Here is a 24,045-nt window from a genome sequence, read left to right on the forward strand (position 1 = left end):
CAACGACTTCTACCACGAGATGAAGGACTCCAACGTCCTGGACAAGGTCGCGATGGTGTACGGCCAGATGAACGAGCCGCCGGGCAACCGCCTGCGCGTCGCGCTGACCGGCCTGACCATGGCCGAGTACTTCCGCGACGACATCGACCCGGCCACCGGCAAGGGCCGCGACATCCTGTTCTTCGTCGACAACATCTACCGCTACACCCTGGCCGGCACCGAGGTCTCGGCGCTGCTGGGCCGCATGCCGTCCGCCGTGGGTTACCAGCCGACGCTGGCCGAGGAAATGGGCGTGCTGCAGGAGCGCATCACCTCGACCAAGACCGGCTCGATCACCTCGATCCAGGCCGTGTACGTGCCCGCCGACGACCTGACCGACCCGTCGCCCGCGACCACCTTCGCCCACCTCGACGCCACCGTCGTGCTGTCGCGAAACATCGCCTCGCTGGGTATCTACCCGGCCGTGGACCCGCTGGACTCGACCTCGCGCCAGCTGGACCCGAACGTGATCGGCAACGAGCACTACGACACCGCGCGCCGCGTGCAGGCCACCCTGCAGAAGTACAAGGAGCTCAAGGACATCATCGCGATCCTGGGCATGGACGAGCTGTCGGAAGAAGACAAGCAGGCCGTGTCCCGCGCCCGCAAGATCGAGCGCTTCTTCTCGCAGCCCTTCCACGTGGCGGAAGTCTTCACCGGCTCGCCGGGCAAGTACGTCACCCTGAAGGAAACCATCCGTGGCTTCCGGATGATCTGCGACGGCGAGTGCGATTCGCTGCCCGAGCAGGCCTTCTACATGGTCGGCAGCATCGACGAGGCCTTCGAGAAGGCCAAGAAGATGAGCGCGGCGGCCTAAAGGCCCTCTCCCCAACCCTCTCCCGCAAGCGGGAGAGGGGGCACACTCAGGGAATTCGAAATGGCAAGCACCATCCGTTGCGACATCGTCAGTGCCGAGGAAGAGATCTTCCACGGTGAAGTGCAGATGGTCGTGGCCACCGGCGAGCTGGGCGAACTCGGCATCGCGCCGCGCCACGCCCCGCTGATCACCCGCCTCAAGCCGGGCCAGGTGCGCGTCATCCTGGCCAACGGCGAGGAGCAGTTCTTCTACGTCTCCGGCGGCATCCTCGAAGTGCAGCCGCAGGTGGTGACCGTCCTCACCGACACCGCCATCCGCGCCGCCGACCTCGACGAGGCCAAGGCCAAGGAAGCCAAGGCGGACGCCGAGCGCATCCTGGCCAACCGCGGCGAAGCCATGGAGATCGCCGAGGCCCAGGCCCGCCTGGCCGAGGCCATGGCGCAGCTCCAGGCGCTCGAGCGCCTGCGCAAGAACCTCAAGCACTGAGCCGGCGATCCCGGGCTCACCGAAACGCCGGCCTTCGCGCCGGCGTTTTTGTTTTGGGCCTCAGCGATACACCCAGTGCCGCCACACCATGAACCCGATCGCGGCCATCAGCGCCTCGACCAGGGGCTTGGCCAGCCAGGACACCGACAGCCCGGCGGACGCCTCGACCGCGGCCAGCAGCGCCGTGCTCAGCGCCGTCAGCGCCGACCACGCCACCAGGAATCGCCAGAGATGCCGCCGCTGCAGCTGCGGTTCGCCGCCGCGGGCGAAGGTGTAGCGGCCATTGAGCCAGTAGCCGAGGCTGGCCCCGGCGACGCGGCCAAGCACGTTGCCCAGCACCAGCGGCAGGCCCAGCGCGGTCAGGCCGATGAACACCGCGCTGTCGAGCAGCAGCTGTGCGCCGCCGACGGCCAGGAAGAGCAGGACTTGCCGGGACATCGGGTGCGGGAGGCCGGTCATCCGCGAATGCTAGCAGCGCCGCGCCGCCGCGCCGATACTAGGGCCCTGGAGGACCCCATGACCCCGACCCTGCACGTGATCATCCTCGCCGCCGGCGAAGGCAAGCGCATGAAGTCGCGCACGCCCAAGGTGCTGCAGCCGATCGCCGGCCGCCCGATGCTGGCCCACGCCATCGAAGCCGCGCGGGCCCTTGGCGCCGCGGGCATCCACGTCGTGCATGGCCACGGCGGCGACCAGGTCCAGGCGGCCTTCACCGCCCAGGCCGACCTGCACTGGGCCGAACAGGCCCGGCAGCTCGGCACCGGCCACGCGGTGCAGCAGGCGCTGCCGGCGGTGCCCGACCGGGCCACGGTGCTGGTGCTCTACGCCGATGTGCCGCTGATCACCGTCGCCACCCTGCGCCGCCTGCTGTCGGCCGCCGCCGGCCGCGCCGCGGTGCTCACCGAGACCCTCGACGATCCGACCGGCTACGGCCGCGTCGTCCTCGACGGCAACGGCGACGTGCAGGCCATCGTCGAGCACAAGGACGCGGACGAGCGCCAGCGCGCGGTCCGCCTGGTCAACACCGGCGTCATCGCCGCGCCCGCCGCCGACCTGCGCCGCTGGCTGGGCCGGGTTGGCAACGACAACGCCCAGGGCGAGTACTACCTCACCGACATCTTCGCCCTGGCCCGCGCCGACGGTCGCCCCGCGGCCCAGGTCGGCTGCCTGGTCGCCGGCGAGGCCGAGGGCGCCAACGATCCGGTGCAGCTCGCCCGCCTCGAACGCGCCTGGCAGCGTCGCGCCGCGGAGGTCCTGATGCGCGAAGGCGTCCGCCTCGCCGACCCCGCGCGCTTCGACCAGCGCGGAACGGTCGAGACCGGGCGCGACGTCGAGATCGACGTCGACGTCATCCTCGAAGGCCGCGTGGTGCTCGGCGACGACGTCCGCATTGGCCCGTTCTGCCGACTGCGCGACGTGGTGCTGGGTGCCGGCACCGTGGTGCGCGCGCACAGCGACCTCGAGGGCGTCGTCACCGGCGCCGGCTGCACGCTGGGCCCGTTCGCCCGCCTGCGCCCCGGCACCGAGCTGGCCGACGAGGTCCACATCGGCAACTTCGTCGAAACCAAGAAGGCGCGCCTGGGCCGCGGCAGCAAGGCCAACCACCTCAGCTACCTGGGCGACGCCGAGATCGGCGCCGCGGTGAACATCGGCGCCGGCACCATCACCTGCAACTACGACGGCGTGAACAAGGCCACCACCACCATCGGCGACGGCGCCTTCATCGGCTCGAATTCCTCGCTGGTGGCGCCGGTGGTGATCGGCGAGCAGGCCACCATCGGCGCCGGCTCGGTGATCGGCCGGCCGGCGCCCGCCGGGAAGCTGACCGTGGCGCGCGCCAGGCAGCAGACCGTCGAGGGCTGGCAGCGCCCGACGAAGAAGTAAGTCTGCGAGAAAGCAAAGGCTGGGATTTTTGACGCGGATTTACGCGGATTTACGCGGATTTACGCGGATAAACGCGGATAAAGCAAAGACCGGCTGGATTTCCGCCGGTCGCCACGTCCCGCGAAAAACCATCCGCCCTCTGCTTTATCCGCGTTTATCCGCGTAAATCCGCGTCAAAACTCCGCTCTACTCGGACGCCGGAAGGACCAGCGTCACCACCAGCCCGCCTTCCATGCGGTTGCCCAGGTTGATGCGCCCGCCGTGCGCCTCGGCGATCTCGCGGGCCAGGGCCAGGCCCAGGCCGGTGCCGCTGCGCTTGGTGGAATAGAAGGGCACCAGCGCGTTCGCCAGCACCGCGTCGCTCATGCCGCTGCCGCGATCCGCGACCTCGATGCGCAGCTGGCCCGGCAGGCGCCGCACCCGCAGCGACACGCCCTCGGGCGGCGAGCCGGATTCATGCGCATTCTTGAGCAGGTTCAACAGCGCCTGCTCCATCTGCGGCACGTCCAGGCGCGCAGTCTCGGTGGGCAGCGCCTCCTCGAGCCGGAAATCGATCTGGCTGCGCAGCCGCGCCACGAACTCCGGCCACTGCATCGCCTCCAGCCGCGGCGACGGCAGCTTGGCGAAGTGGGCGTAGCCGCGGATGAACCCCTCGAGGTGGCGCGCCCGCTCCTCGATGGTGCCGAACACCGACTCCAGCCGCTGGTACTGCCCGCGTCGCGTCAGTTCCGCGCCCGAGTGCGCCAGCGACGCCACCGGCGCCAGCGAATTGTTGAGCTCGTGGCTGATCACCCGGATCACCTTCTTCCAGGTTTGCACTTCCTGGCGGCGCAGCTCGACCGTGAGCTGGCGCAGCATCAGCAGCGACTGGATGCGGCCGTTGAGCCGGAAGTCGCGGCGGGCGATGTGCCAGGTCTGTTCGTCGTCGTCCTGGCCGATCGAGAACAGGCCGTCGCGTCCCGCCTGCACCGCCTCGCGCAGCGGCGCGGGCACCTCGGCCAGCAGCGTGTCCAGCGCGTGGCCCTCGAGCCGCCGGCCGGCATTGAACTCGCGGCGCGCGGCCAGGTTGGCATAGGTCACCCGGCCCGAGGGATCGACCAGCACCATCGCCACCGGCGTGTTCTGCACCATGGTGTCGAGCAGCAGCTCGCGCTGCACCAGCGCCAGCCGCTGCTCGCGCAGCGCGTCGCCCAGCGCGTTGTGGGTGGCCACCAGTTCGCCCAGCTCGTCGTTGCCGGGCCAGGCCAGCCCGAAGCTGAAGTCGCCGTCGCGGTAGCTGTCGACCGTGCCGCCCAGTGCCCGGAACAGCGACAGCGCCGGCTGCACCGCACTGCGCATCACCAGCGCCGCCACCGGCAGCATCACCAGCAGCGTGATCGCGAACGCGGCCGCCGGCGCATCCAGCCAGGCCTGCAGCGCCACGGCCAGCGCCACGCCGGCCACGAGCAGCGCGAAGGCCAGCGCGGCAAGCCGGCCCGCCAGCGACCTGCGGAGGCGGCCGGGCGCGGCCATCTCAGGGACGCCCGATGCCCAGTCGTTCCAGCCGCCGGTACAGCGCCTGGCGGCTCAGCCCGAGCTCGGCGGCCGCCTGCGACAGCACGCCGTTGGCGCGGGCGATGGCGGCTTCGATGGCGGCCCGGTCGGGCTCGGCGTCGGCGAGCCCGGCGGCGGGCAGGGCAGATCCGTCCGGCGCCAGCGGCAGGCCCAGCTCGGCGACGCCGATCTCGGCGCCGGTGCCCAGCAGCAGCGCGCGCTGCAGGGTGTTCTTGAGTTCGCGCACGTTGCCCGGCCAGGCGTGCCGGCGCAGCGCCTCGCGCGCCGCCGGCGACAGCGGCTTGGCGCCGGCCAGGAAATGTTCGGCGAGCGGCAGGATGTCGTCGGGGCGGTCGGCCAGCGCCGGGACGCGCAGCTCGATCAGGTTCAGGCGGTAGTACAGGTCTTCGCGGAACTGGCCGGCGCGGATCATCGCCGGCAGGTCGGCATTGGTGGCGCTGATGACGCGCACCTTGACCTGGCGCTCGCGGTTGCTGCCCAGGCGCTCGAAGCGTCCGGTCTCGAGCACGCGCAGCAGCTTCATCTGCCCGGCCGCCGGCAGGTTGCCGATCTCGTCCAGGAACAGCGTGCCGCCGTCGGCCGCCTCGAACTTGCCTTCGCGCGCCTTGGTCGCGCCGGTGTAGGCGCCGGCCTCGGCGCCGAACAGTTCCGCCTCGATCAGCTCGGCCGGCAGTGCGCCGCAGTTGAGCGTCACGAACGGCCCGTCGCGCACCGAGGAATTGGCCTGCACGATCGCCGCGATGCACTCCTTGCCGGCGCCGTTGGGGCCGGTGATCAGGACCGGCACGTCGGCCGGCGCCACCTGCGCCACCAGGCCCAGCAGCTGGGCCATCGCATCGTCGGCCCAGGCCATGCCGCGCAGGTCCAGCCGCGAGGCGATGCCGCTGCGCGTGCGCTGGCGGGCGCCGCGCTCGCGCGCCAGCAGCCGGTTGGCCTGGCCCAGCTCGATCAGGTTCGACACCGTGGCCATCAGGCGGGCGTCGTCCCAGGGCTTGCCCAGGTAGTCGGCGGCGCCGGCCTTGACCAGGCTCACCGCCGATTCCAGGTGCGTCCACGCCGTCAGCAGCACGATCGGCAGGTCGGGATGCGCCTGCCGGATCCGCCGGAACAGGTCCTCGCCCTCTTCGCCCGAGGTGGTGTCGGCGCGGAAGTTCATGTCCTGCACCACCAGGTCGACCGGCTCCGTCGCCAGGCAGGCCAGGCCCTGCTCGGGATCGGGCGCGTACAGCGTGCGCAGGTCATGCAGCGAGAACAGCACCTCCAGCGCGGTGGCGATGGCGGGGTTGTCGTCGATGACCAGGACGGTGGGCATGGCGGGGATTTTCACACACTGCGGGTGGCTTCGGCCGGCGGGATCCGCGCCGCGCGCCAGGCCGGGCCCAGCGCGGCCAGCAGGCCCAGGGTCCACAGTCCCAGCACGCCGGCCGGCAGGATCGCCAGCGGCAGCCGCGACACTTCCAGCGTGCTCACCAGCAGCTGGTTCAGGCCCAGCGCCAGGCCCAGGCCGATGGCGATGCCGAAGCTGGTGACCATGAAGTTCTCGACCAGGAAGTAGCGCAGGATGTCGCGCTGGCGGGCGCCGATCGCGCGCCGGACGCCGATCTGCTTGCGGCGCTGGTTCACCCACAGCGAGGCCATGCCGACGATGCCCGAGGCGGTCACCAGCACCAGCAGGCCCATCACCGTGACCAGCATCCAGGCCAGCGAACGGTCGGCGCGGTAGCGATTGGCGCGGGCGTCCTTGAGGCTGGTGTTGCGCAGCAGCACGCGGTCGTCGCGGGCGGCGACCAGCGTGTCCTCGACTTCCCGCATCACGCGGTCGAGCTGGCCGGGCTCGGCCCGCACCAGGTACTGCGCGGCCGGGTCCAGCTGGCGCATCGGCACGATCATCGAGCGCTCGGCGGCGTCGCCCAGCTGCGCCCACGGCGACTGCAGCCGCTCGACCACGCCGACCACCTCCATGCGCGAATCGCCGAGGTAGACCGCCTTGCCGACATAGCTGGTCGCGTCCGGGAACAGCTGCCGGGCCAGCGCCTGGGTCAGCACCACGTGGCGCGGGTCGACGTTGGCGAGCGAGGGCTCGATCACCTGCACTTCGTCGGGCGTGAAGTAGCGGCCCTCCACCAGCTTCAGGCCCAGCGTGTCCACCAGGTCCTCGGAGCTGAAGTAGAACGCGGTGTTGGTGCTGTCCACGGCCGGGTCGTTGCTGTTGGGCTGCACGCTGAGGTTCCAGCCCGACTGGGTCAGCGGCGCCATGTTGGCGGTGGCCACCGAGGCCACGCCCGGCAGGGCGCGCAGCGTCGCCAGGTCGGTATCGAGCATGGCCTGCACGTCGATGCCCTCCCGGAAGCCGTACAGACGGATGAAGAACAGGTTGTCCTCGTCCACGCCGGTCGGGCGCGCCGAGATCGCCAGGCGCTCCTGCACGATGTAGACGGCGTTGCCGAGGATGGCCAGCGTGAGCGCGACCTGGGCGGCGATCAGCAGCGCGCCGGTCTTGGAGCGCAGCAGGGCGGAAAGGATCGGGCGGATTTCCATGGCGGGCCTCACTGGGTCTTGAGCTGGATGGCGGGGACGACCTGGCAGGCGCGCCAGGTGGGCAGCAGGCCCGCGAGGATCGCCGCGACCACGGCCACGGCCACGGTGGCGAGCAGCATCATCGGGTCCATGTGGGCGACCGCGGCGACTTCGTCGGACTGGCGGGCCAGCAGCCACAGGCCGCCGAAGGTCAGCCCCAGGCCGACCAGGCCGCCGGCGGCGCCGACCACGCCGGCCTGCACCAGGTACTGCTGGAACACCTGGGTGCGGGTGGCGCCGAGCGCGCGCCGCACGCCGATCTCGCCGGCATGGGCGGTGAACTTGGCCAGCAGCAGGCCGATGGTGTTGACCACGCACACCAGCAGGAAGCCCAGCGCCAGCAGCGTCTGCAGGATGGTGTCGTCGCCCAGCACGTCCTGCTCGGCCATCCACTCGCGCACGTCCAGCAGGCGCGAGCGCTCGCCGACCGGCAGGCGGCCCAGCGCCTTCTGGGCGTCGATGTAGCCGGCCAGCTTCGCCCGGTAGGCGGCGCGCTGGTCGGCGTCCTCGAGCTCGACCCAGTACTGCATGAACACGCACTCGGAGTTGAGCAGGCCGGTGAAGCCCGGCTCCGGGCCGTCGCCGCTGCAGTTGACGTTGCCGTTGGGGCTGGATTCGTTGGCCAGCGCGGTGCTCAGCGGAATGAACACTTCCTCGGTCTCGCTGAAGCGGTTGTTGCCGCCGACCAGCCAGTAGAACTTCGGCATCGGCTGCCAGGGCGCCAGCACGCCGCTGACCACGAACTCGCGGTCAAACAGGCGAAGCCGGCGGCCGGTCGGGTCCTCGTCGCCGAACAGGCGCTCGGCGAAGTCCGCCGAGAGCACCACCTCGGTGCCGCCGCGGGCGTCGACGTCGGCGCTCCAGGGCCCGCCGTGGCGGAAGGGCACGTCGAACATCGGGAAGAAGTCGGCGCCCACCGCCATGCCGTTGATGAGCAGGTTGCCGGCCTCGCCCTCGGGCTCGGCGACGCCGCCGACCGCGTACATCGCGGTCTGCCGCAGGCCCTCGCGGGCGGCCAGCAGTTCGCGGGCGTCGATCCAGCTCAGGTGGTCGTTGGGGGCCTGCGCGGCCGGGGTTTCGGCCGGCTGGTTGTCGACCTGCACCACGAACAGCCGGTCGGACTTGGACGGGATCGGATCGCCCGACATCGCCCGCAGCACCGTGAGCGTGGACATGCTGGTGGCGACGCCGACCGCCAGGGTCAGCACCATCAGCGCGGTGAGGATGGGGTTGCGGCGCAGGCTGCGCAGGCCCAGCTTGAAGTAGTAGGCGAACATGGCGCGCTCCGGTCAGGGGGTCGCGGTGGCGGGGGCCACGGCCGGGCGCGGCGCCGACGCCGGCTGCGCCAGGTCGCTGACCTGGCCGTCGACGATGTGCACGTTGCGGGCGGCGCGCGCGGCCAGCTCGGGGTCATGGGTCACCATGACGATGGTGGTGCCCTCGGCGTTGATCTGTTCCAGCAGCTCCATCACGCCGCGCGCCATCTGGCTGTCGAGGTTGCCGGTGGGCTCGTCCGCCAGCAGCAGGCGCGGCGAGCCGGCCAGGGCGCGGGCGATCGCCACGCGCTGCTGCTGGCCGCCGGAGAGCTCGGCCGGGTAATGCCTGGCGCGCGAGCCCAGGCCGACCTTGCCCAGCGCATCCTCGATCCGGCGCTTGCGCTCGGCCGCGTCCAGCCCGCGGTAGCGCAGCGGCACGTCGACGTTGTCGAACAGGTTCAGGTCGGGGATCAGGTTGAAGCCCTGGAAGATGAAGCCGATCTTCTCGTTGCGCAGGCGCGAGCGCTGGTCGTCGCCCATGCCGCGCACCTCGACGCCGTCGAGCAGGTAGGTGCCCTCGGTGAATTCCTCGAGCAGGCCGGCGATGTTGAGGAAGGTGGTCTTGCCCGAGCCCGACGGCCCGGTGACGGCCACGAATTCGCCTTCCCGCACATGGATGTCGAAGCCGCGCAGGGCGTGGGTCTCGATCATGTGCGTGCGGTAGATCTTGCTGAGGTGGTTCATCCGGAGCATGGCGGGGTCCTTGGCGGAGGCGGGAGCGGGGAAGGGGATCAGTCGTTGAGCTTGACGCGCTCGGCGTCGTCGAAGGTGTCGGTGCCGGCGATCACCACGGTGTCGCCGACGGCCAGGCCCTCGAGGACTTCGACGTGGGTGACGCTGGCGGTGCCGAGGCGGATTGGCCGGCGCACGGCCACGCCGTCCTCGACCACCCAGGCGGTGCGGCCGCCCTGGGCCTCGATGAAGGGGCCGCGCGGCAGCATCAGGGTGTCGGCGCGTTCGTCGATCAGGATGCGGGCGTTGACGCGCTGGTTCTGGCGCAGGCCGGCGGGCTGCTCGCCTTCGAAGGCGACGCGCACGCGCACCCGGCTGGCGACCACCTCGGGCGAGATCGCGCTGATGCGGCCCGCGGCCTGCACGCTGCCGATGCGCACGTCGGCGCTCATGCCGATGCCCAGGTCGTCGGCGTAGGTCTCGGGTGCCTCCAGCTCCACTTCCAGGCGCGAGAGGTCGACCACCGTCACCAGCGGCGCGTTCGCGACCACCACGGCGCGGTCGGTGACCGACACGGTGCCGACGATGCCGTCGACCGGCGCGCGGATCTGCAGGTCCTCGACCCGGCGCTGCAGGTCCGACACCACCAGCGCCTGGCGCTCGAGCGCGCGTTCGCGGGTGGTCAGGTCGAAGGCGGTGGACTGCTGCGCCAGGCCGCTGTCGGACTGCGCATGGCGCAGGCGGATCTCGGCCGATCGCACGGCGTCGCGCGCCGCCAGCAGGTCCACTTCCGACACCACGCCCAGGCCGTGGCCGCGCTCGGCGCGCTGCAGCTCGCGCTGGGCGGTGGTCAGGGCCAGCTCGGCCTCGTCGGTGGTGCGGCGGGTCAGCAGGCCGGCCTGGCGGGCGGTGATGCGCTGGCGGCCGACCTCGGCGTCGAGGCTGGCGAGCGTGGACTGCTCGCGCGCCAGTTCATTGGTCAGCTCGGGCGAATCGATCCGGGCCAGCACGGTGCCGCGCTTGACCGTGGCGCCGGCCTGCGCCTCAAGCGTGACGGTGCCGCCGACCGGCGCGTACAGGGTGGGGCTGACGGCGGCGACCACGCGGCCCTCGACCGCGACGTCCCGCACGAAGGTGCCCTGGGTCACTTCGGCCGTGCGCACCCGCGCCGCCGACACCGAGCGATCGCTCGAGGCCCAGCCCATCACCAGCAGCACCAGGACCAGCGCCACCGCGGCGCCGGCGCCCAGCTTGGCCAGCAGCCCGAGGCGACGACGCGAGGCGGGGGCGGATACAGCGCGGTCCTGGGCGGAGGTGTCGCGGATCATGGTGGCTTCCAAGGCAAGGTCGTGGAAACAAATGCAGGACCCGTGCCAACGGCAAGTGCTTGATTGAAAAGCCTGTCTGGCGGAGTGTCCGGTGTCCGCGGGCGTCCGCCGGGTGTCCGCGCCGAGAAACTTCGGACATCCGGGCCGGACGGCCGCGGCCCCGGTTCCGGCATCCCGTAAACTGGCGGCCTTGTTCGTCAACGGAATGCGATCCATGTGCGGAATCGTCGGCATCAGCGCCCAGCGGAACATCGTCAGGCACCTCATCGGCGGCCTGGCCGCGCTCGAGTACCGCGGCTATGACTCCGCCGGCGTCGCTCTGCTGGGGCCGGACGGCATCGTCCGCCTGCGCGCCAAGGGCAAGGTCCGCGACCTGGCCGCGCTGCAGCTCGAAACCGGCCTCGACGGCCACTGCGGCATCGCCCACACCCGCTGGGCCACCCACGGCGTGCCCAGCGAGGGCAACGCCCACCCGCACGTCTCGGGCCAGGTCAGCGTGGTGCACAACGGCATCATCGAGAACCACGCCGCGCTGCGCGCCGAGCTGCAGGCCGAGGGCTACGAATTCAGCTCGCAGACCGACACCGAGGTGATCGCACACCTGGTCGAGCGCGCCCAGCGCGCCGGCCGCAGCCTGCTGCAGGCCGTGCAGGAGGTGGTGCCGCGTCTGCACGGCGCCTACGCCATCGTGGTGGTGTCGGCGCGCGAGCCGGGCACCCTGGTCGGCGCCCGCCTGGGCTCGCCGCTGGTGGTGGGCCTGGGCGAGAACGAACAGTACTTCGGCTCCGACGTGCACGCGCTGCTGCCGCTGACCCGCCGCTTCCTCTACCTCGAGGAGGGCGACGTGGCCGAGCTCAGCCCGGCCGGCGTGCAGGTGTACACGCGCGAGGGCGCGAAGGTGGAGCGCGAGGTCAAGGAGTCGCAGTTCAACGCCGACGCCGTGCAGCGCGGCGAATACGCCCACTACATGCTCAAGGAAATCCACGAGCAGGCCCAGGCCGTGGCCGACACCCTGGAAGGCCGCATCGCCGGCGGCAAGGTGCTGACCCAGATCTTCGGCGTCGACGCCGACCGGCTGCTGGCCGACACCCAGGCCGTGCACATCATCGCCTGCGGCACCAGCTACCACGCGGGCCTCGTGGCGCGGTACTGGATCGAACAGCTGGCCGGCGTGCCCTGCACCACCGAGATCGCCAGCGAATACCGCTACCGCGACCCGGTGGTGCGCGAGGGCACGCTGTTCCTCACCATTTCCCAGTCGGGCGAGACCGCCGACACCCTGGCCGCGCTCAAGCTGGCCAAGCAGATGCCGTACCTGGCGCAGCTGGCCGTGTGCAACGTGCCCGAGTCGTCGATCGTGCGCGAATCCTCGCTGGTGCTGATGACCCGCGCCGGCCCCGAGATCGGCGTGGCCTCGACCAAGGCCTTCACCACCCAGCTGGTGGCGCTGGCGCTGTTCGCGCTGGCGCTGGCGCGGGTGAAGGGTCTCGACGACGCCCGCTACGCCGACGGCGTGCGCCAGCTCGAGCAGCTGCCCGGCCTGGTGGTCGAGACGCTCAAGCTCGACGCCGACATCAAGGCGCTGGCCGAGCGCTTCGCCGACAAGCACCACGCGCTGTTCCTGGGCCGCGGCACGCACTGGCCGGTGGCCATGGAGGGCGCGCTCAAGCTCAAGGAGATCAGCTACATCCACGCCGAGGCCTACGCCGCCGGCGAGCTCAAGCACGGCCCGCTGGCGCTGGTGGACGAGCACATGCCCGTCATCGCCGTCGCGCCCAACGACCGCCTGATCGACAAGCTCAAGTCCAACCTCGAGGAAGTGCGCGCCCGCGGCGGCCAGCTCTACGCCTTCGTCGACGAGACCGTGGCCCACGGCCTGGACGCCGCCCACGTGGTCATCCTGCCGGCCGCCGGCGAGATCGCCGCGCCGGTGGTCTCCACCCTGCCACTGCAGCTGCTCAGCTACTACGTCGCCCTGCTCAAGGGCACCGACGTGGACCAGCCGCGCAACCTGGCCAAGTCGGTCACGGTGGAATAAGCGGCGTCCGCTGCGCAGGCCTGGCCGATGACCCACGCGCCGCGTGACCACGACCCCCGTCCGGTCGAGCCGGAGAAGCCGCTGCCGGGCGACTGCTGCGACGGCGGCTGCGACCCCTGCGTGCTCACGACCTATGCCGAAGCGATGGCGCACTATCGCGAACGCCTCGCGGCCTGGCGTGCCCGGCACCCGGACGCGGACTGAGCGATCGCCGCGACGCTTTCCCCGAGGCGGGCTGCCGGGCCGACCCCCGCGGCAGGATCCGCGGACCGGGCGCCACCCGAAGTGGCAAAATGACCGCCCCGCCACCCTGAGGTCCCGACCATGCGCGTCTGCGTCTATGCCGCTTCCAGCACCCAGGTGGCGCCCGCCTACCACGCCGCCGCGCGCCAGCTCGGCGAAACCCTGGCGGCGAACGGCTGCAGCGTCGTCTACGGCGGCGGCTCGCACGGCCTGATGGGCGCGCTGGCCGACGGCGCGCTGTCGAAGGGCGGCGAGGTGATCGGCATCCTCCCGAAGTTCATGGCCGACCTGGAGTGGGGCCATCCGGGCCTGACCCGGCTCGAGCTGGTGGAGGACATGCGCGAGCGCAAGCACAAGCTGCTCACCGGCTCCGACGCCGTGGTCGCGCTGCCCGGCGGCTGCGGCACGCTCGAGGAGCTGTTCGAGGCGATCACGCTCAAGCGCCTGGGCATCTACTTCAGCCCGATCCTGCTGCTCAACCAGGACGGCTTCTACGCACCGCTGCAGGCCTTCATGCAGCAGGTGATCGACCAGAAGTTCATGAACCCGGAGCACCACGCGATGTGGTCGCTGGTGGACCGCGTCGAGGACATCCTGCCGACCATCGCCCGCACGCCGAAATGGCGCGAGGACGCGCGCGACTATGCCGTCGTCCGCTGAGGGCCAGGCGCCCCGACGCGGCGCCCGATGAAGAAACCCGGCAAGACCCCCGCGCCACCGCGCAGCCTGGGCGAGGACGACAAGGCCGGCATCCGCGCCGCGCTCGAAGCCCTGCGCCAGTCGCCCGGCTTTCGCACCCGCGGCGCGCAGAACGCCATGATCGCGATCGCCGCGCGCGCGCTGGGTACGTCCGGCGGCGGCGCGGTGATCGAGGCGCCCACCGGCGTCGGCAAGTCCCTGGCCTACCTCACGGCCGCGGTGCCGATCGCGATCGCGCACCAGCGGCCGCTGGTGATCGCCACCGCCACCGTCAGCCTGCAGGAGCAGCTGGTGCAGCGCGACATCCCGCGCTTCCTGGCCGACACCGGCCTCACCGCCACGGTGGCGATCGCCAAGGGCCGCCAGCGCTACGCCTGCCTGCGCAACCTGGCCGAGGCGGCGGGCGGCGGCGACGGGGAGTCGCTGTTCGACTTCGACCCGGCCTACGCGCGCTCGCCCAGCGCCGAGGAAGCCAAGGCGATCGAGGCGCTGTCGCAGGGCTTCGATGCCGGCACCTGGCAGGGCGACCTGGACCTGTCGCCGGTGCCGCTGCCCGACGGCCTGCGCGGCCGCATCACGACCTCGGCCGGCGCCTGCACGCGCGCCAACTGCGCCTTCGCCGAGGCCTGCCCGTATCTGCGGGCGCGCGCGGGCGTGAAGGCCGCCGACATCGTCGTCGCCAACCACGACCTGGTGCTCGCGGCCCTCGGCCTGCCCGACAGCGACGAGGGCGACAACCCGATCCTGCCGACGCCGTCGAAGGCGCTGTTCGTGTTCGACGAAGGCCACCACCTGCCGGCCAAGGCGATCGACGCCGACGCCGCGCAGCTGCACCTGCCCACCGCGATCGAAGCGCTGGAGCGCGGCCGCGGCCCGCTGTCGGCGGCCTTCGTGCGCAGCGGCAAGGACGCCATCGGCGGCCTGGCGGCGCTGGACGTGCAGGAGCTGGTGACCCAGGCCCGCGATGCCCTGCGCGATTTCAGTGACAGGCTGGCGCTGGCCTGGGTGCCTGATCCCGCGGAAGCGCAGCCCACCTGGCGCGCGCCGATGGGCCAGCTGCCGGAGGACTGGCGGGACGAGGTGCGCGAGCTCGATCGCCTGTTCACCAAGCTCAGCCGCTTCGCCGACACGCTGGTGTCGGCGCTGCCCAAGCAGGACGGCGGCCAGGCCGCGCCCGACGACAAGCTGATGCGCAACCTGGGGCGCCTGGTCGAGCGCCTGCAGGACGCCTCCGCGCTGTGGCAGCGCTGGGCCCGGCAGGACGTCGCCGGCCGCGCGCCGATGGCGCGCTGGCTCACCGTGGCCAAGGACCGCAGCCTGCTGTGCCACGCGGCCCCGGTGTCGGCTGCCGGCATCCTGCGCCAGCTGGTCTGGGGGCGCGTGGAGTCGGTGGTGGTCACCTCGGCGACGCTCGCGGCCGGCGGCGACTTCCGCCACTTCCGCGAGGAGGCCGCGATCCCGGACGACTGGGAACTGGCCAGCCTGCCCAGCCCCTTCAACCTGGCCGAAAGCGCCGTGCTGTCGGTGCCGGCGATGCAGTCGCTGCCCGACGACGCGGCCCGCCACACCGACGAAGTCGCGCGCTGGGTCGAGGACGAACTCGACTGGGATGCCGGCAACCTCGTGCTGTTCACGTCGTGGCGGCAGATGGAGCGCGTGGTCGCGCTGCTGTCGCCGGCGCGGGCGATCCGCACCCTGGTGCAGGGCTCGCGCTCGCGCACCGAACTGTTGGCCAAACATGCGGAGAGCATCCGCGCCGGCAAGGGCAGCACGCTGTTCGGACTGGCGTCCTTCGGCGAGGGCCTGGACCTGGCCGGCGACCTGGCCACGACGGTGGTGATCGCCAAGCTGCCGTTCGCGATGCCGTCCGACCCGGTCGGCGCCACCAAGGCCGAGTGGTACGAGTCGCGCGGACGCTCGGCTTTCTTCGAAGTGGCGCTGCCCGAGGCGCAGCGCACGCTGACCCAGTACATGGGCCGGCTGATCCGCACCGAGCACGACCGCGGCCGCATCGTGCTGCTGGACCGGCGGGTGGTGGTGAAACGCTACGGCCGCGTGCTGCTCGACAGCCTGCCGCCCTACCGGCGGCTGATCGCCTGAGCGGGGCGCCACAGGCGCCCGTCGGGTCTTAGTCGGCGCTGCTGCCGGACGGGTCGTCGAAGCCCAGGTCGGGCTCGGGCATCGCGCCGTCGCCGTCATCGTGGTGCACGGTGGTCACCGGGCCGGCGACCGGCACGCGCTTGTACTTGGGCAGCGGCAGCTTGGCCACTTCGTCCCCGGCGGCCAGCACCAGTTCGCTGCGGCGTTCATCCGGGATCTCCTGCCAGTGGCAGCCCAGGATTGCACCCTCGAGCGCATAGAGCAGGTTCAGGCTGGGCTTGAAGCCCGCGCGCTTGACCCGGACGAAGGCCGCCAGCGCGCCCACCGCGACCAGGTCCTCCTGCGTGCGGATGCCGGTCTGCCGGAGCCAGGCGGCCGACTTGGGTCCGATGTTGCGCAGCTTGGTGTCCGAACTCATTCCGTCTCCTTGCGGGCCGGCTCAGGCCGGCGGCAGCGAATCGAGGAAGGCGGCGGCGATCGCCTCCAGTCCGCGCTGGTCGTCTTCATCGAAGCGGTCCAGGCGCGGGCTGTCGAGGTCGAACACGCCGACCAGCCGCTCGCCCTGGAACAGCGGCACCACCAGCTCCGAGCGCGAGGCGGCGTCGCAGGGGATGTGCCCCGGGAAGGCCTCGACGTCGGCGATGCGCTGGGTCTGGCGGCTCGCTGCGGCGGTGCCGCAGACGCCGCGTCCGATCGCGATGCGCACGCAGGCCGGATGGCCCTGGAACGGACCGACCACCAGCTCGGTGCCGTCGAAGAAATAAAAGCCGACCCAGTTCAGGTCGGGCAGGGCATGGAAGACCAGCGCCGAGAGGTTGGCGGCGTTGGCGGTGCGGTCGCGTTCGCCGTGCATCAGCCCGCGCGCCTGCTCGAGGAGCTGGGCGTACTGCTCGGGTTTGCTGCCATCCAAGGTGCCGGTCTGGAACATCTGTGCTTGCCCTGCGGTTCGAGTCGCCGAGTGTAGCAGTGGCCCCGCGCCGGCCTCGACCCTCGCCGCCGCTGGTAAAATCCCGGCATGTCCCTGGATGACCTCATGTCTTCACGCGGCGTCTTCATCACCGGCACCGACACCGATGCCGGCAAGACCGTCGCCAGCGCGGCGCTGGTGCACGCCCTGCGCCGCGGCGGACGCCGCGTGGTCGGCATGAAGCCGGTGGCCAGCGGCTGCGAATCGACGCCCGACGGCTGGCGCAACGCCGACGCCCTGGCGCTGCAGGCGGCCAGCGACCCGGTGCCCGCCTACGCCCTGGTCAATCCGGTCGCCCTGCGCGATCCGACCGCGCCGCAGCTGGCCGCGCGCGCCGTCGGTGCCCACGTGACCCTGCCGCCCCTGCTGGCGGCCTACCGCGACCTGGCCGCGATGGCCGACCAGGTGGTGGTCGAAGGCGTCGGCGGCTGGCTGGCGCCGCTGGCCGACGAGCTCGACCAGTCCGCCCTGGTGAAGGCGCTGGACCTGCCGGTGATCCTGGTGGTCGGCCTGAAGCTGGGCTGCCTCAACCACGCCCGGCTGACCGCCCGCGCCATCGCCGCCGACGGCTGTCGGCTGCTGGGCTGGATCGGCAGCACGGTCGAGCCCGGCTTCCCCCCGGCCTACCTGGACCTGGTGCATGCGGCCCTGCCCGTGCCCTGCCTGGGCGTCCTGCCCCATGCCCCCGGCGCTTCGGCCGCCGAGCGGGCCGCGAGCCTGCTCGCCCGCTGAACCGCAGGTGTCTGCGCAACGCTGTATCCCCCGTCAGGGGGCCTTACTGCACTTGACGGTACAGCATCCAAGAATAGAATGACCGTTCACTTTTTTGCGACCGCCCCGGGCCTGACCTCCCCCGGGCCCGGGGCGTCGCAGCCCTGCATCCGAGGCTTCCATGTCATCCCGCACCCTTGCCCCGCTGTCCCTCGCGCTCGCCGCGGCCCTGGTCCTGTCCGCCTGCGGCGGTGAGGACGCCCCGCCGCCGATGCCGGTCCCCGAAGTGGCCGTGGTCACGCTCAAGGCCCAGCCGGTCAGCCTGACCCGCGAGCTGGCGGGCCGCACCACGCCCTTCCTGGTCGCCGAAGTCCGGCCCCAGGTCACCGGCATCGTCGAGCGCCGCCTGTTCGACGAAGGCAGCCTGGTGAAGGCCGGCGACCCGCTGTACGCGATCGACGACGCCAGCTACCGCGCCAGCCGCGACAGCGCCAGCGCCAACCTGGCCCGCGCCCAGGCCGCCGAGCTCTCGGCCCGCCTCGCCGCCCAGCGTTCGCAGGAGCTGGCCGGTTCCAAGCTGGTCAGCGCCCAGGACAACGAGCGTGCCCAGGCCGCCTGGGCCCAGGCCAAGGCCGACGTCGCCGCCGCCCGCGCCAACCTGCAGGCCACCGACGTGACCCTGGGCTATGCCCGCATCGTCGCGCCCATCAGCGGCCGCATCGGCAAGTCCTCGGTCACCGCTGGCGCCCTGGTCACCGCGAACCAGGCCCAGGCCCTGGCCACCATCCAGCAGCTCGACCCGATCTACGTCGACCTGACCCAGTCCAGCAGCGAGCTGCTGCAGCTGCGCCGCGAGATCGCGGCCGGCAAGCTCGAGCAGGCCGACGGCGTGCCGGTGAAGATCCTGCTCGAGGACGGCAGCGCCTACGGAGAGGACGGCCGCCTGGCCTTCACCGACGTCACCGTCGACCCGACCACCGGCAGCTACGCGCTGCGCGTGGTGGTGCCCAATCCCGACAACCTGCTGCTGCCCGGCATGTACGTGCGCGCGGCGGTGGACATGGGCCAGCGTCCGGACGGCGTGCTGGTGCCGCAGCAGGGCATCACCCGCGACCCGAAGGGCCAGGCCATCGCGATGGTGGTCACGCCCGAAGGCGTGGTCGAGCAGCGCACCGTGCAGGCCAACCGCACCCTCGGCGACCAGTGGCTGGTCGACGGCGGCCTGTCCGCGGGCGACCGCGTGATCGTCGAGGGCCTGCAGAAGGTGCAGCCGGGCGGCAAGGCCACCGTGGTCGAGGCGGGCGCCGCGCCCGTCGCCGGTGCCGATGCGCCGTCCACCGCTGCGCTCAACTAAGAAGGCGGGACACAGGCCATGGCAAGGTTCTTCATCGATCGCCCGATCTTCGCGTGGGTCATCGCCATCATCATCATGCTGGCCGGCCTGCTGGCCCTGACCCAGCTGCCGATCTCGCGCTACCCGACCATCGCGCCGCCCTCGGTGACGATCAACGCCAGCTATCCGGGTGCGTCCGCGCAGGCGGTGGAAAACTCGGTCACCCAGATCATCGAGCAGTCGATGACCGGCCTGGACGGCCTGGACTACATGTCGGCCACCAGTGACTCGAACGGCAGCGTCAGCGTCACGCTCACCTTCGCCACCGGCACCGACCCGGACATCGCCCAGGTGCAGGTGCAGAACAAGCTGCAGGGCGCCACCGCGCTGCTGCCGCAGATCGTGCAGCAGCAGGGCATCGGCGTCACCAAGGCCAGCTCGGGCTTCCTGCAGGTGCTGGGCTTCGTCTCCACCGACGGCAGCATGGACCGCGGCGACATCTCCGACTACGTTGCGGCGAACATCGTCGACCCGCTCAGCCGCGTCCCGGGCGTGGGCAGCGTGCAGGTGTTCGGCGGCAAGTACGCCATGCGCATCTGGCTCGACCCCGGCAAGCTCAACACCTACCAGATGGCGCCGGCCGACGTCATCGCCGCCATCCGCGCGCAGAACGCGCAGGTGGCGGTGGGCCAGCTCGGCGGCACGCCGGCCATCGACGGCCAGCAGATCAACGCCACCATCACCGCGCAGGACCGCTTGCAGACCCCGGAGCAGTTCCGCGACATCATCCTGCGCAGCGGCACCGACGGCTCGGTGCTGCGCCTGGGCGACGTGGCCCGCGTTGAGCTGGGCTCGGATAACTATTCGGTGATCAGCCGCTACAACGGCCAGCCCGCCTCGGGCGTGGCGGTGTCGCTGGCGACCAATGCCAACGCGCTGTCGACCGCCGACGGCATCGCCGAACTGATGGACCAGATGCGGCCCGGCTTCCCGCCCGGCCTCGAGGTGGTGATCCCGTTCGACACCACGCCCTTCGTGCGCGTCTCGATCAATGAAGTGGTCAAGACCCTGATCGAAGCGGTGATCCTGGTCTTCCTGGTCATCTACCTGTTCCTGCAGAACTTCCGCGCCACCCTGATCCCGACCATCGCCGTGCCGGTGGTGCTGCTGGGCACGCTGGCGATCCTGCTGGCGCTGGGTTTCTCGATCAACATGCTCACCATGTTCGCGATGGTGCTGGCGATCGGCCTGCTGGTCGACGACGCCATCGTGGTGGTGGAGAACGTCGAGCGCGTGATGAGCGAAGAGGGGCTGTCGCCGCTGGAGGCCACCCGCAAGTCCATGGACCAGATCACCGGCGCGCTGGTGGGCATCGGCATGGTGCTGGCGGCGGTGTTCATCCCGATGGCCTTCCTCACCGGCTCCACCGGCGTGATCTACCGGCAGTTCACTGCCACCATCGTCTCGGCCATGGGCCTGTCGGTGCTGGTGGCGATCGTGCTGACGCCGGCGCTGTGCGCGACCATGCTCAAGCCGCTCAAGAAGGGCGAGCACCACGGCGAGAAGGGCTTCTTCGGCTGGTTCAACAAGAAGTTCGACGCCGGCAACCTGCGCTACCAGGGCCTGGTCGGCGCCATGATCCGCCGCGGCGGGCGCTTCCTCGCGCTCTACGGCCTGCTGGCGCTGGTGATGGTGTTCATCTACTCGCGGGTGCCGTCGTCCTTCCTCCCGGACGAAGACCAGGGCGTGCTGTTCACCATCGTGCAGACGCCGGTGGGCGCGACCCAGGAGCGCACGCAGAAGGTGATGGAGACGGTGGAGCGCCATTATCTCGAGAGCGAGAAAGAGCACATCGTGTCCACCTTCTCGGTGCAGGGCTTCAGCTTCGCCGGCAGCGGCCAGAACAACGGCATGGTGTTCGTGAAGCTCAAGGACTGGGACGAGCGCACCTCCGGCGCCGCCAGCGTCGATGCCATCGTCGGCCGCGCCATGGGCGCCTTCAGCCAGATCAAGGACGCCATGGTGTTCGCGCTGGCGCCGCCGCCGGTGACCGAGCTGGGCACCACGGGGGGCTTCAACCTCTACCTCAAGGACAACGCCGGCAAGGGCCACCAGGCGCTGGTGGCCGCGCGCAACCAGATGCTGGGCGCGGCGGCGCAGAGCCCGCTGCTGGCCGGCGTGCGCCCGAACGGGCAGGAAGACACGCCGCAGTTCCGCCTCGACATCGACAACCAGAAGGCGGCCGCGCTGGGCGTGCCGATCGCCAACATCAACTCGACGCTGTCGGTGGCCTGGGGCGGCCAGTACATCGATGACTTCATCGACCGTGGCCGGGTCAAGCGCGTGTACGTGCAGGCCGACGCGCCGTTCCGCATGGTGCCCGAGGACTTCAACCTCTGGTACGTGCGCAACGCGTCGGGCGAAATGGTGCCGTTCTCGTCCTTCGCCACCACCCACTGGGAATATGGCTCGCCGCGGCTGGAGCGCTTCAACGGCGCCTCGGCGGTGAACATCACCGGCACGCCGGCGCCGGGCGTCAGCTCCGGCGACGCCATGGCCGAGATGGAGCGCATCGCCGCCGACCTGCCCGAGGGCTTCGGCATCGAGTGGAGCGGCCAGAGCTACCAGGAGCGCGTGGCCAACGCACAGACGCCGATGCTGTACGCGCTGTCGGTGCTGGTGGTGTTCCTGTGCCTGGCGGCGCTGTACGAAAGCTGGTCGATCCCGACCTCGGTGCTGCTGGTGGTGCCGCTGGGCATCCTGGGCACTGTGCTGTTCACCGCGCTGCGCGGCCTCGAGCGCGACGTGTACTTCCAGGTCGGCATGCTGACCACGGTCGGCCTGTCGTCGAAGAACGCGGTGCTGATCATCGAGTTCGCCAAGTCCAACGTCGAGAAGGGCATGGACCTGGTGGAGGCGACGCTGGCCGCCATCCGCGACCGCCTGCGGCCGATCCTGATGACCTCGATCGCCTTCGGCTTCGGCGTGCTGCCGCTGGCCCTGGCCACGGGCGCCGGCTCGGGCGCGCAGCGCGCGATCGGCACCGGCGTGGTCGGCGGCATGCTGGCCGGTACCTTCCTGGGCATCTTCTTCATCCCGCTGTTCTTCGTGGCGGTGCGCCGCTTGACTGCGCGCAAGGCGAGCGCGCCGTGAGTCCGGCGCCGTCGCCCGCCAAGGTGAGCGCGCGCGCCGAGCTGCAGCGCGTGCGCATCCTGGACGCCGCGCGCCGGTGCTTCTCCGAGCGCGGCTTCCACGGCGCCAGCATGTCGACCATCGCCGAGGTGGCCGGCATGAGCCAGGGCCTGATCTACCGCTACTTCACCAACAAGGCGGCGATCATCCGCGCCATCACCGACGAGCAGCGCGAGGAGCGCCGCGAGGCGCTGGCCGGCATCTCGACCTGTTCGGAGCTGGTGGAGAAGCTGCTCGAGAAGATCGACGCCTGGCGTGAATCCGGCCCCGGCATGACCTGCGAGGGGGGCTTCGACGCCGCGCTGTTCCTGGAGGTCTCGGCCGAGGCCACCCGCGACCCCGACATCGCCGCCGTGGTTACCGCGCAGGAGCCACAGATCTGGGTCGACTTCGAAGACCTGGTGCGGCGCAGCGCCGACGCCGCCGGCAAGCCGCTCGATCCCGCCACCGTGCGGCGCCGGACCGTGGTGATGCGCTGCCTGGTCGACGGCCTGATCCTTTGCTACGTCCGCGATCCCGCCCAGGACCGCGAGGTCCTGCGCCGCAGCCTGCAGGAAGCCGTCACCGCCCTCTGCCTGTAAAAAAGGGGTCAGAGTACATATTTGTTTGAATCATTGGCCGCCAGCGGCCGATTCAAACAAATATGTACTCTGACCCCTTTTTTAGCTGCCGGCGTAGCGGCAGCCGGAGGTGCAGGTTTCGTGCACGACCACCAGCGACAGCGCCGGCAGCGCCGGCTTGAGCTGGTCCCAGATCCAGCGCGCGAGGTTCTCGCTGGTCGGATTCTCCAGGCCCGGGATGTCGTTGAGGTAATGGTGGTCGAGGCGGTCGTAGATCGGCGCGAACACCGCCTTGATGTCGCCGAAGTCCATGATCCAGCCGGTATGCGGGTCGGGCGTGCCGCCCACGTGCAGCTCCACGGCGAAGGAATGGCCGTGCAGGCGCGCGCATTTGTGCCCCGGCGGCACGTTCGGCAGCCGGTGCGCGGCCTCGATCCGGAAGACCTTGAAGATATCCATGGGCGGCATTGTAGCCCCGGCCGGCCGGGACCCGCGTCGGGCGCGACCCCGGCCCGGGCCCGGGAAACTTGTCCCGGCCGGGACCCGGGCGTAGCTTGGGGCCTGGTCTGGCCCGGGAGTCCCCGCGATGCGAACCGTCCTTGCCTGTCTGTCGATCCTGGCCGCGCTGGCCCTTCCCGCCGCCGCCGCCGAGCCGGCGCCGCTGTCCTACGCCGGCAAGACCGTGCTGGTCACCGGCTCCACCGATGGCCTGGGGCGGGAGTTGGCCCTGGCCCTGGCCGCCGACGGCGCCCACGTGATCGTGCACGGCCGCAACGCCGAGCGCGGCCAGGCGGTGGTCGACGAGATCACCGCCGGGGGCAAGGGCTCGGCCCGCTTCGTCGCCGCCGATTTCTCGTCGCTGCAGGCCGTGCGTGATTTCGCCGAGGCCATCGCCCGCGACACGCCGCGGCTGGACCTGCTGGTGAACAACGCCGGCGTCGCCTTCAATGACGGCACGCGCCACGCCAGCGCCGATGGCCACGAGCTGCAGTTCGCGGTGAACTACCTGGCGGGCTGGGTGCTGGTGAACCGCCTGCGCCCGAACCTGGCCGCCGCCGCACCCTCGCGCATCATCAACGTGGCCTCGCTCAGCGCCGAGCCGATCGACTTCGACGACGTGATGCTGGAGGCTCCCGACGCCGCCCGGCGCGGCTACGGCCAGAGCAAGCTGGCGCAGGTTTCGATGACCGTCGAGCTGGCGCCGGCCTTCGCCGCCGACGGAATCACGATGGTGTCGCTGCATCCGGCCACGCTGATGAACACCACCATGGTCGAGGGGCTGGGCATTCCGCCGCGCACCACGGTCGAGGCTGGCCGCGACCACGTGATGGGGCTGGTCCGCGCCCCGACCCTGGTCGCCGGCGCGTTCTATGTCGAAGGCACGCCGGGTGAGCCGCTCGACCCCCAGCCCTCGGACGCCGCGGCCCGCCAGCGCCTGGTGACGCTGAGCGAGCAGCTCACCGGCGTCGCCAGGGACTGAGCCGCGCCGCGCCCGGGACCGGGCGCGTGCCGCCAGCGCGCGCGGCTCC

The 24,045-nt window shown here is 71.3% G+C and carries 22 protein-coding genes; 12 read left to right on the forward strand and 10 right to left on the reverse strand.

Features of this window, described 5'->3' with window-relative positions; genetic code table 11:
- Both atpD and VFQ84_RS09830 read left to right on the forward strand, forming a co-directional pair.
- Positions 1-856 (forward strand): F0F1 ATP synthase subunit beta (gene atpD, locus VFQ84_RS09825; protein ID WP_325131457.1); only part of this gene is annotated, 856 nt, incomplete at its 5' end.
- Between the two features lie 60 nt (positions 857-916).
- Positions 917-1,342: a F0F1 ATP synthase subunit epsilon gene (locus VFQ84_RS09830; protein ID WP_325131458.1), complete on the forward strand. Its 426-nt coding sequence runs from the start codon at positions 917-919 to the stop codon at positions 1,340-1,342.
- 60 nt (positions 1,343-1,402) lie between these two features.
- On the opposite strand, the gene VFQ84_RS09835 is transcribed toward VFQ84_RS09830, so the two are convergent.
- Positions 1,403-1,801 (reverse strand): GtrA family protein, encoded by a 399-nt coding sequence (locus tag VFQ84_RS09835; protein ID WP_325131459.1) that lies wholly within the window; start codon positions 1,799-1,801, stop codon positions 1,403-1,405.
- 57 nt (positions 1,802-1,858) lie between these two features.
- On the opposite strand from VFQ84_RS09835, the gene glmU reads away from it, so the two are divergent.
- Complete coding sequence (glmU, locus tag VFQ84_RS09840; RefSeq protein ID WP_325131460.1) at positions 1,859-3,226, forward strand: bifunctional UDP-N-acetylglucosamine diphosphorylase/glucosamine-1-phosphate N-acetyltransferase GlmU; 1,368 nt, start codon at positions 1,859-1,861, stop codon at positions 3,224-3,226.
- Between the two features lie 186 nt (positions 3,227-3,412).
- On the opposite strand, the gene VFQ84_RS09845 is transcribed toward glmU, so the two are convergent.
- Genes VFQ84_RS09845 through VFQ84_RS09870 form a run of 6 tightly spaced genes read right to left on the reverse strand, consistent with a single transcriptional unit; the run spans position 3,413 to position 10,673 of the window.
- On the reverse strand, positions 3,413-4,738 hold the full coding sequence (locus VFQ84_RS09845) for a sensor histidine kinase (RefSeq protein ID WP_325131461.1): 1,326 nt from the start codon (positions 4,736-4,738) through the stop codon (positions 3,413-3,415).
- 1 nt (position 4,739) lies between these two features.
- Positions 4,740-6,092 (reverse strand): sigma-54 dependent transcriptional regulator, encoded by a 1,353-nt coding sequence (locus tag VFQ84_RS09850; protein ID WP_325131462.1) that lies wholly within the window; start codon positions 6,090-6,092, stop codon positions 4,740-4,742.
- A gap of 11 nt (positions 6,093-6,103) precedes the next feature.
- Entirely contained in the window at positions 6,104-7,318 is a 1,215-nt protein-coding gene (locus VFQ84_RS09855) for an ABC transporter permease (RefSeq protein WP_325131463.1), read from the reverse strand.
- 8 nt (positions 7,319-7,326) lie between these two features.
- On the reverse strand, positions 7,327-8,634 hold the full coding sequence (locus VFQ84_RS09860) for an ABC transporter permease (RefSeq protein WP_325131464.1): 1,308 nt from the start codon (positions 8,632-8,634) through the stop codon (positions 7,327-7,329).
- A gap of 12 nt (positions 8,635-8,646) precedes the next feature.
- The gene (locus tag VFQ84_RS09865) at positions 8,647-9,366 is read right to left on the reverse strand and encodes an ABC transporter ATP-binding protein (protein WP_325131465.1); all 720 of its coding nucleotides are present in this window, start codon (positions 9,364-9,366) and stop codon (positions 8,647-8,649) included.
- Between the two features lie 38 nt (positions 9,367-9,404).
- A complete protein-coding gene (locus VFQ84_RS09870; protein WP_325131466.1) occupies positions 9,405-10,673 on the reverse strand; it encodes an efflux RND transporter periplasmic adaptor subunit in 1,269 nt (422 codons plus the stop codon).
- A gap of 214 nt (positions 10,674-10,887) precedes the next feature.
- Between VFQ84_RS09870 and glmS the strand changes: the two genes are divergently transcribed.
- The 4 genes from glmS to dinG all read left to right on the forward strand — a co-directional run bounded on the left by glmS (position 10,888) and on the right by dinG (position 15,753).
- The gene (glmS, locus tag VFQ84_RS09875) at positions 10,888-12,711 is read left to right on the forward strand and encodes a glutamine--fructose-6-phosphate transaminase (isomerizing) (RefSeq protein ID WP_325131467.1); all 1,824 of its coding nucleotides are present in this window, start codon (positions 10,888-10,890) and stop codon (positions 12,709-12,711) included.
- A gap of 27 nt (positions 12,712-12,738) precedes the next feature.
- Positions 12,739-12,915 carry an oxidoreductase-like domain-containing protein gene (locus VFQ84_RS09880; RefSeq protein ID WP_325131468.1) on the forward strand — a complete coding sequence of 59 codons (177 nt, stop codon included), beginning with the start codon at positions 12,739-12,741 and terminating at the stop codon, positions 12,913-12,915.
- Positions 12,916-13,035: 120 nt separating this feature from the next.
- Positions 13,036-13,614, forward strand: coding sequence for a TIGR00730 family Rossman fold protein (locus VFQ84_RS09885; RefSeq protein WP_325131469.1), 579 nt, complete (start codon positions 13,036-13,038; stop codon positions 13,612-13,614).
- Between the two features lie 27 nt (positions 13,615-13,641).
- Complete coding sequence (dinG, locus tag VFQ84_RS09890) at positions 13,642-15,753, forward strand: ATP-dependent DNA helicase DinG (RefSeq protein ID WP_325131470.1); 2,112 nt, start codon at positions 13,642-13,644, stop codon at positions 15,751-15,753.
- 28 nt (positions 15,754-15,781) lie between these two features.
- Here dinG and VFQ84_RS09895 read toward each other — a convergent pair whose 3' ends face one another.
- Entirely contained in the window at positions 15,782-16,171 is a 390-nt protein-coding gene (locus tag VFQ84_RS09895) for a TfoX/Sxy family protein (RefSeq protein ID WP_325131471.1), read from the reverse strand.
- A gap of 21 nt (positions 16,172-16,192) precedes the next feature.
- The gene (locus VFQ84_RS09900) at positions 16,193-16,681 is read right to left on the reverse strand and encodes a GAF domain-containing protein (RefSeq protein WP_325131472.1); all 489 of its coding nucleotides are present in this window, start codon (positions 16,679-16,681) and stop codon (positions 16,193-16,195) included.
- Positions 16,682-16,786: 105 nt separating this feature from the next.
- Between VFQ84_RS09900 and bioD the strand changes: the two genes are divergently transcribed.
- From bioD to VFQ84_RS09920, 4 genes are all read left to right on the forward strand, one after another.
- A complete protein-coding gene (gene bioD, locus VFQ84_RS09905) occupies positions 16,787-17,452 on the forward strand; it encodes a dethiobiotin synthase (protein ID WP_325131473.1) in 666 nt (221 codons plus the stop codon).
- A gap of 160 nt (positions 17,453-17,612) precedes the next feature.
- On the forward strand, positions 17,613-18,785 hold the full coding sequence (locus tag VFQ84_RS09910; RefSeq protein WP_325131474.1) for an efflux RND transporter periplasmic adaptor subunit: 1,173 nt from the start codon (positions 17,613-17,615) through the stop codon (positions 18,783-18,785).
- 18 nt (positions 18,786-18,803) lie between these two features.
- On the forward strand, positions 18,804-21,917 hold the full coding sequence (locus VFQ84_RS09915) for an efflux RND transporter permease subunit (RefSeq protein ID WP_325131475.1): 3,114 nt from the start codon (positions 18,804-18,806) through the stop codon (positions 21,915-21,917).
- Positions 21,914-22,537, forward strand: a complete 624-nt coding sequence (locus VFQ84_RS09920) for a helix-turn-helix domain-containing protein (protein WP_325131476.1) — start codon at positions 21,914-21,916, stop codon at positions 22,535-22,537. The genes VFQ84_RS09915 and VFQ84_RS09920 overlap by 4 nt, the downstream gene beginning before the upstream one ends.
- A gap of 81 nt (positions 22,538-22,618) precedes the next feature.
- Here VFQ84_RS09920 and queD read toward each other — a convergent pair whose 3' ends face one another.
- A complete protein-coding gene (gene queD, locus VFQ84_RS09925; RefSeq protein ID WP_325131477.1) occupies positions 22,619-22,975 on the reverse strand; it encodes a 6-carboxytetrahydropterin synthase QueD in 357 nt (118 codons plus the stop codon).
- A 127-nt stretch (positions 22,976-23,102) separates the two neighbouring features.
- Here queD and VFQ84_RS09930 point away from each other — a divergent pair, with 127 nt between their 5' ends.
- Complete coding sequence (locus VFQ84_RS09930; RefSeq protein WP_325131478.1) at positions 23,103-23,996, forward strand: SDR family NAD(P)-dependent oxidoreductase; 894 nt, start codon at positions 23,103-23,105, stop codon at positions 23,994-23,996.
- Positions 23,997-24,045: the final 49 nt, after the last annotated feature.

This window comes from Arenimonas sp. (genome assembly GCF_035721105.1).
Taxonomy (GTDB): domain Bacteria; phylum Pseudomonadota; class Gammaproteobacteria; order Xanthomonadales; family Xanthomonadaceae; genus Arenimonas.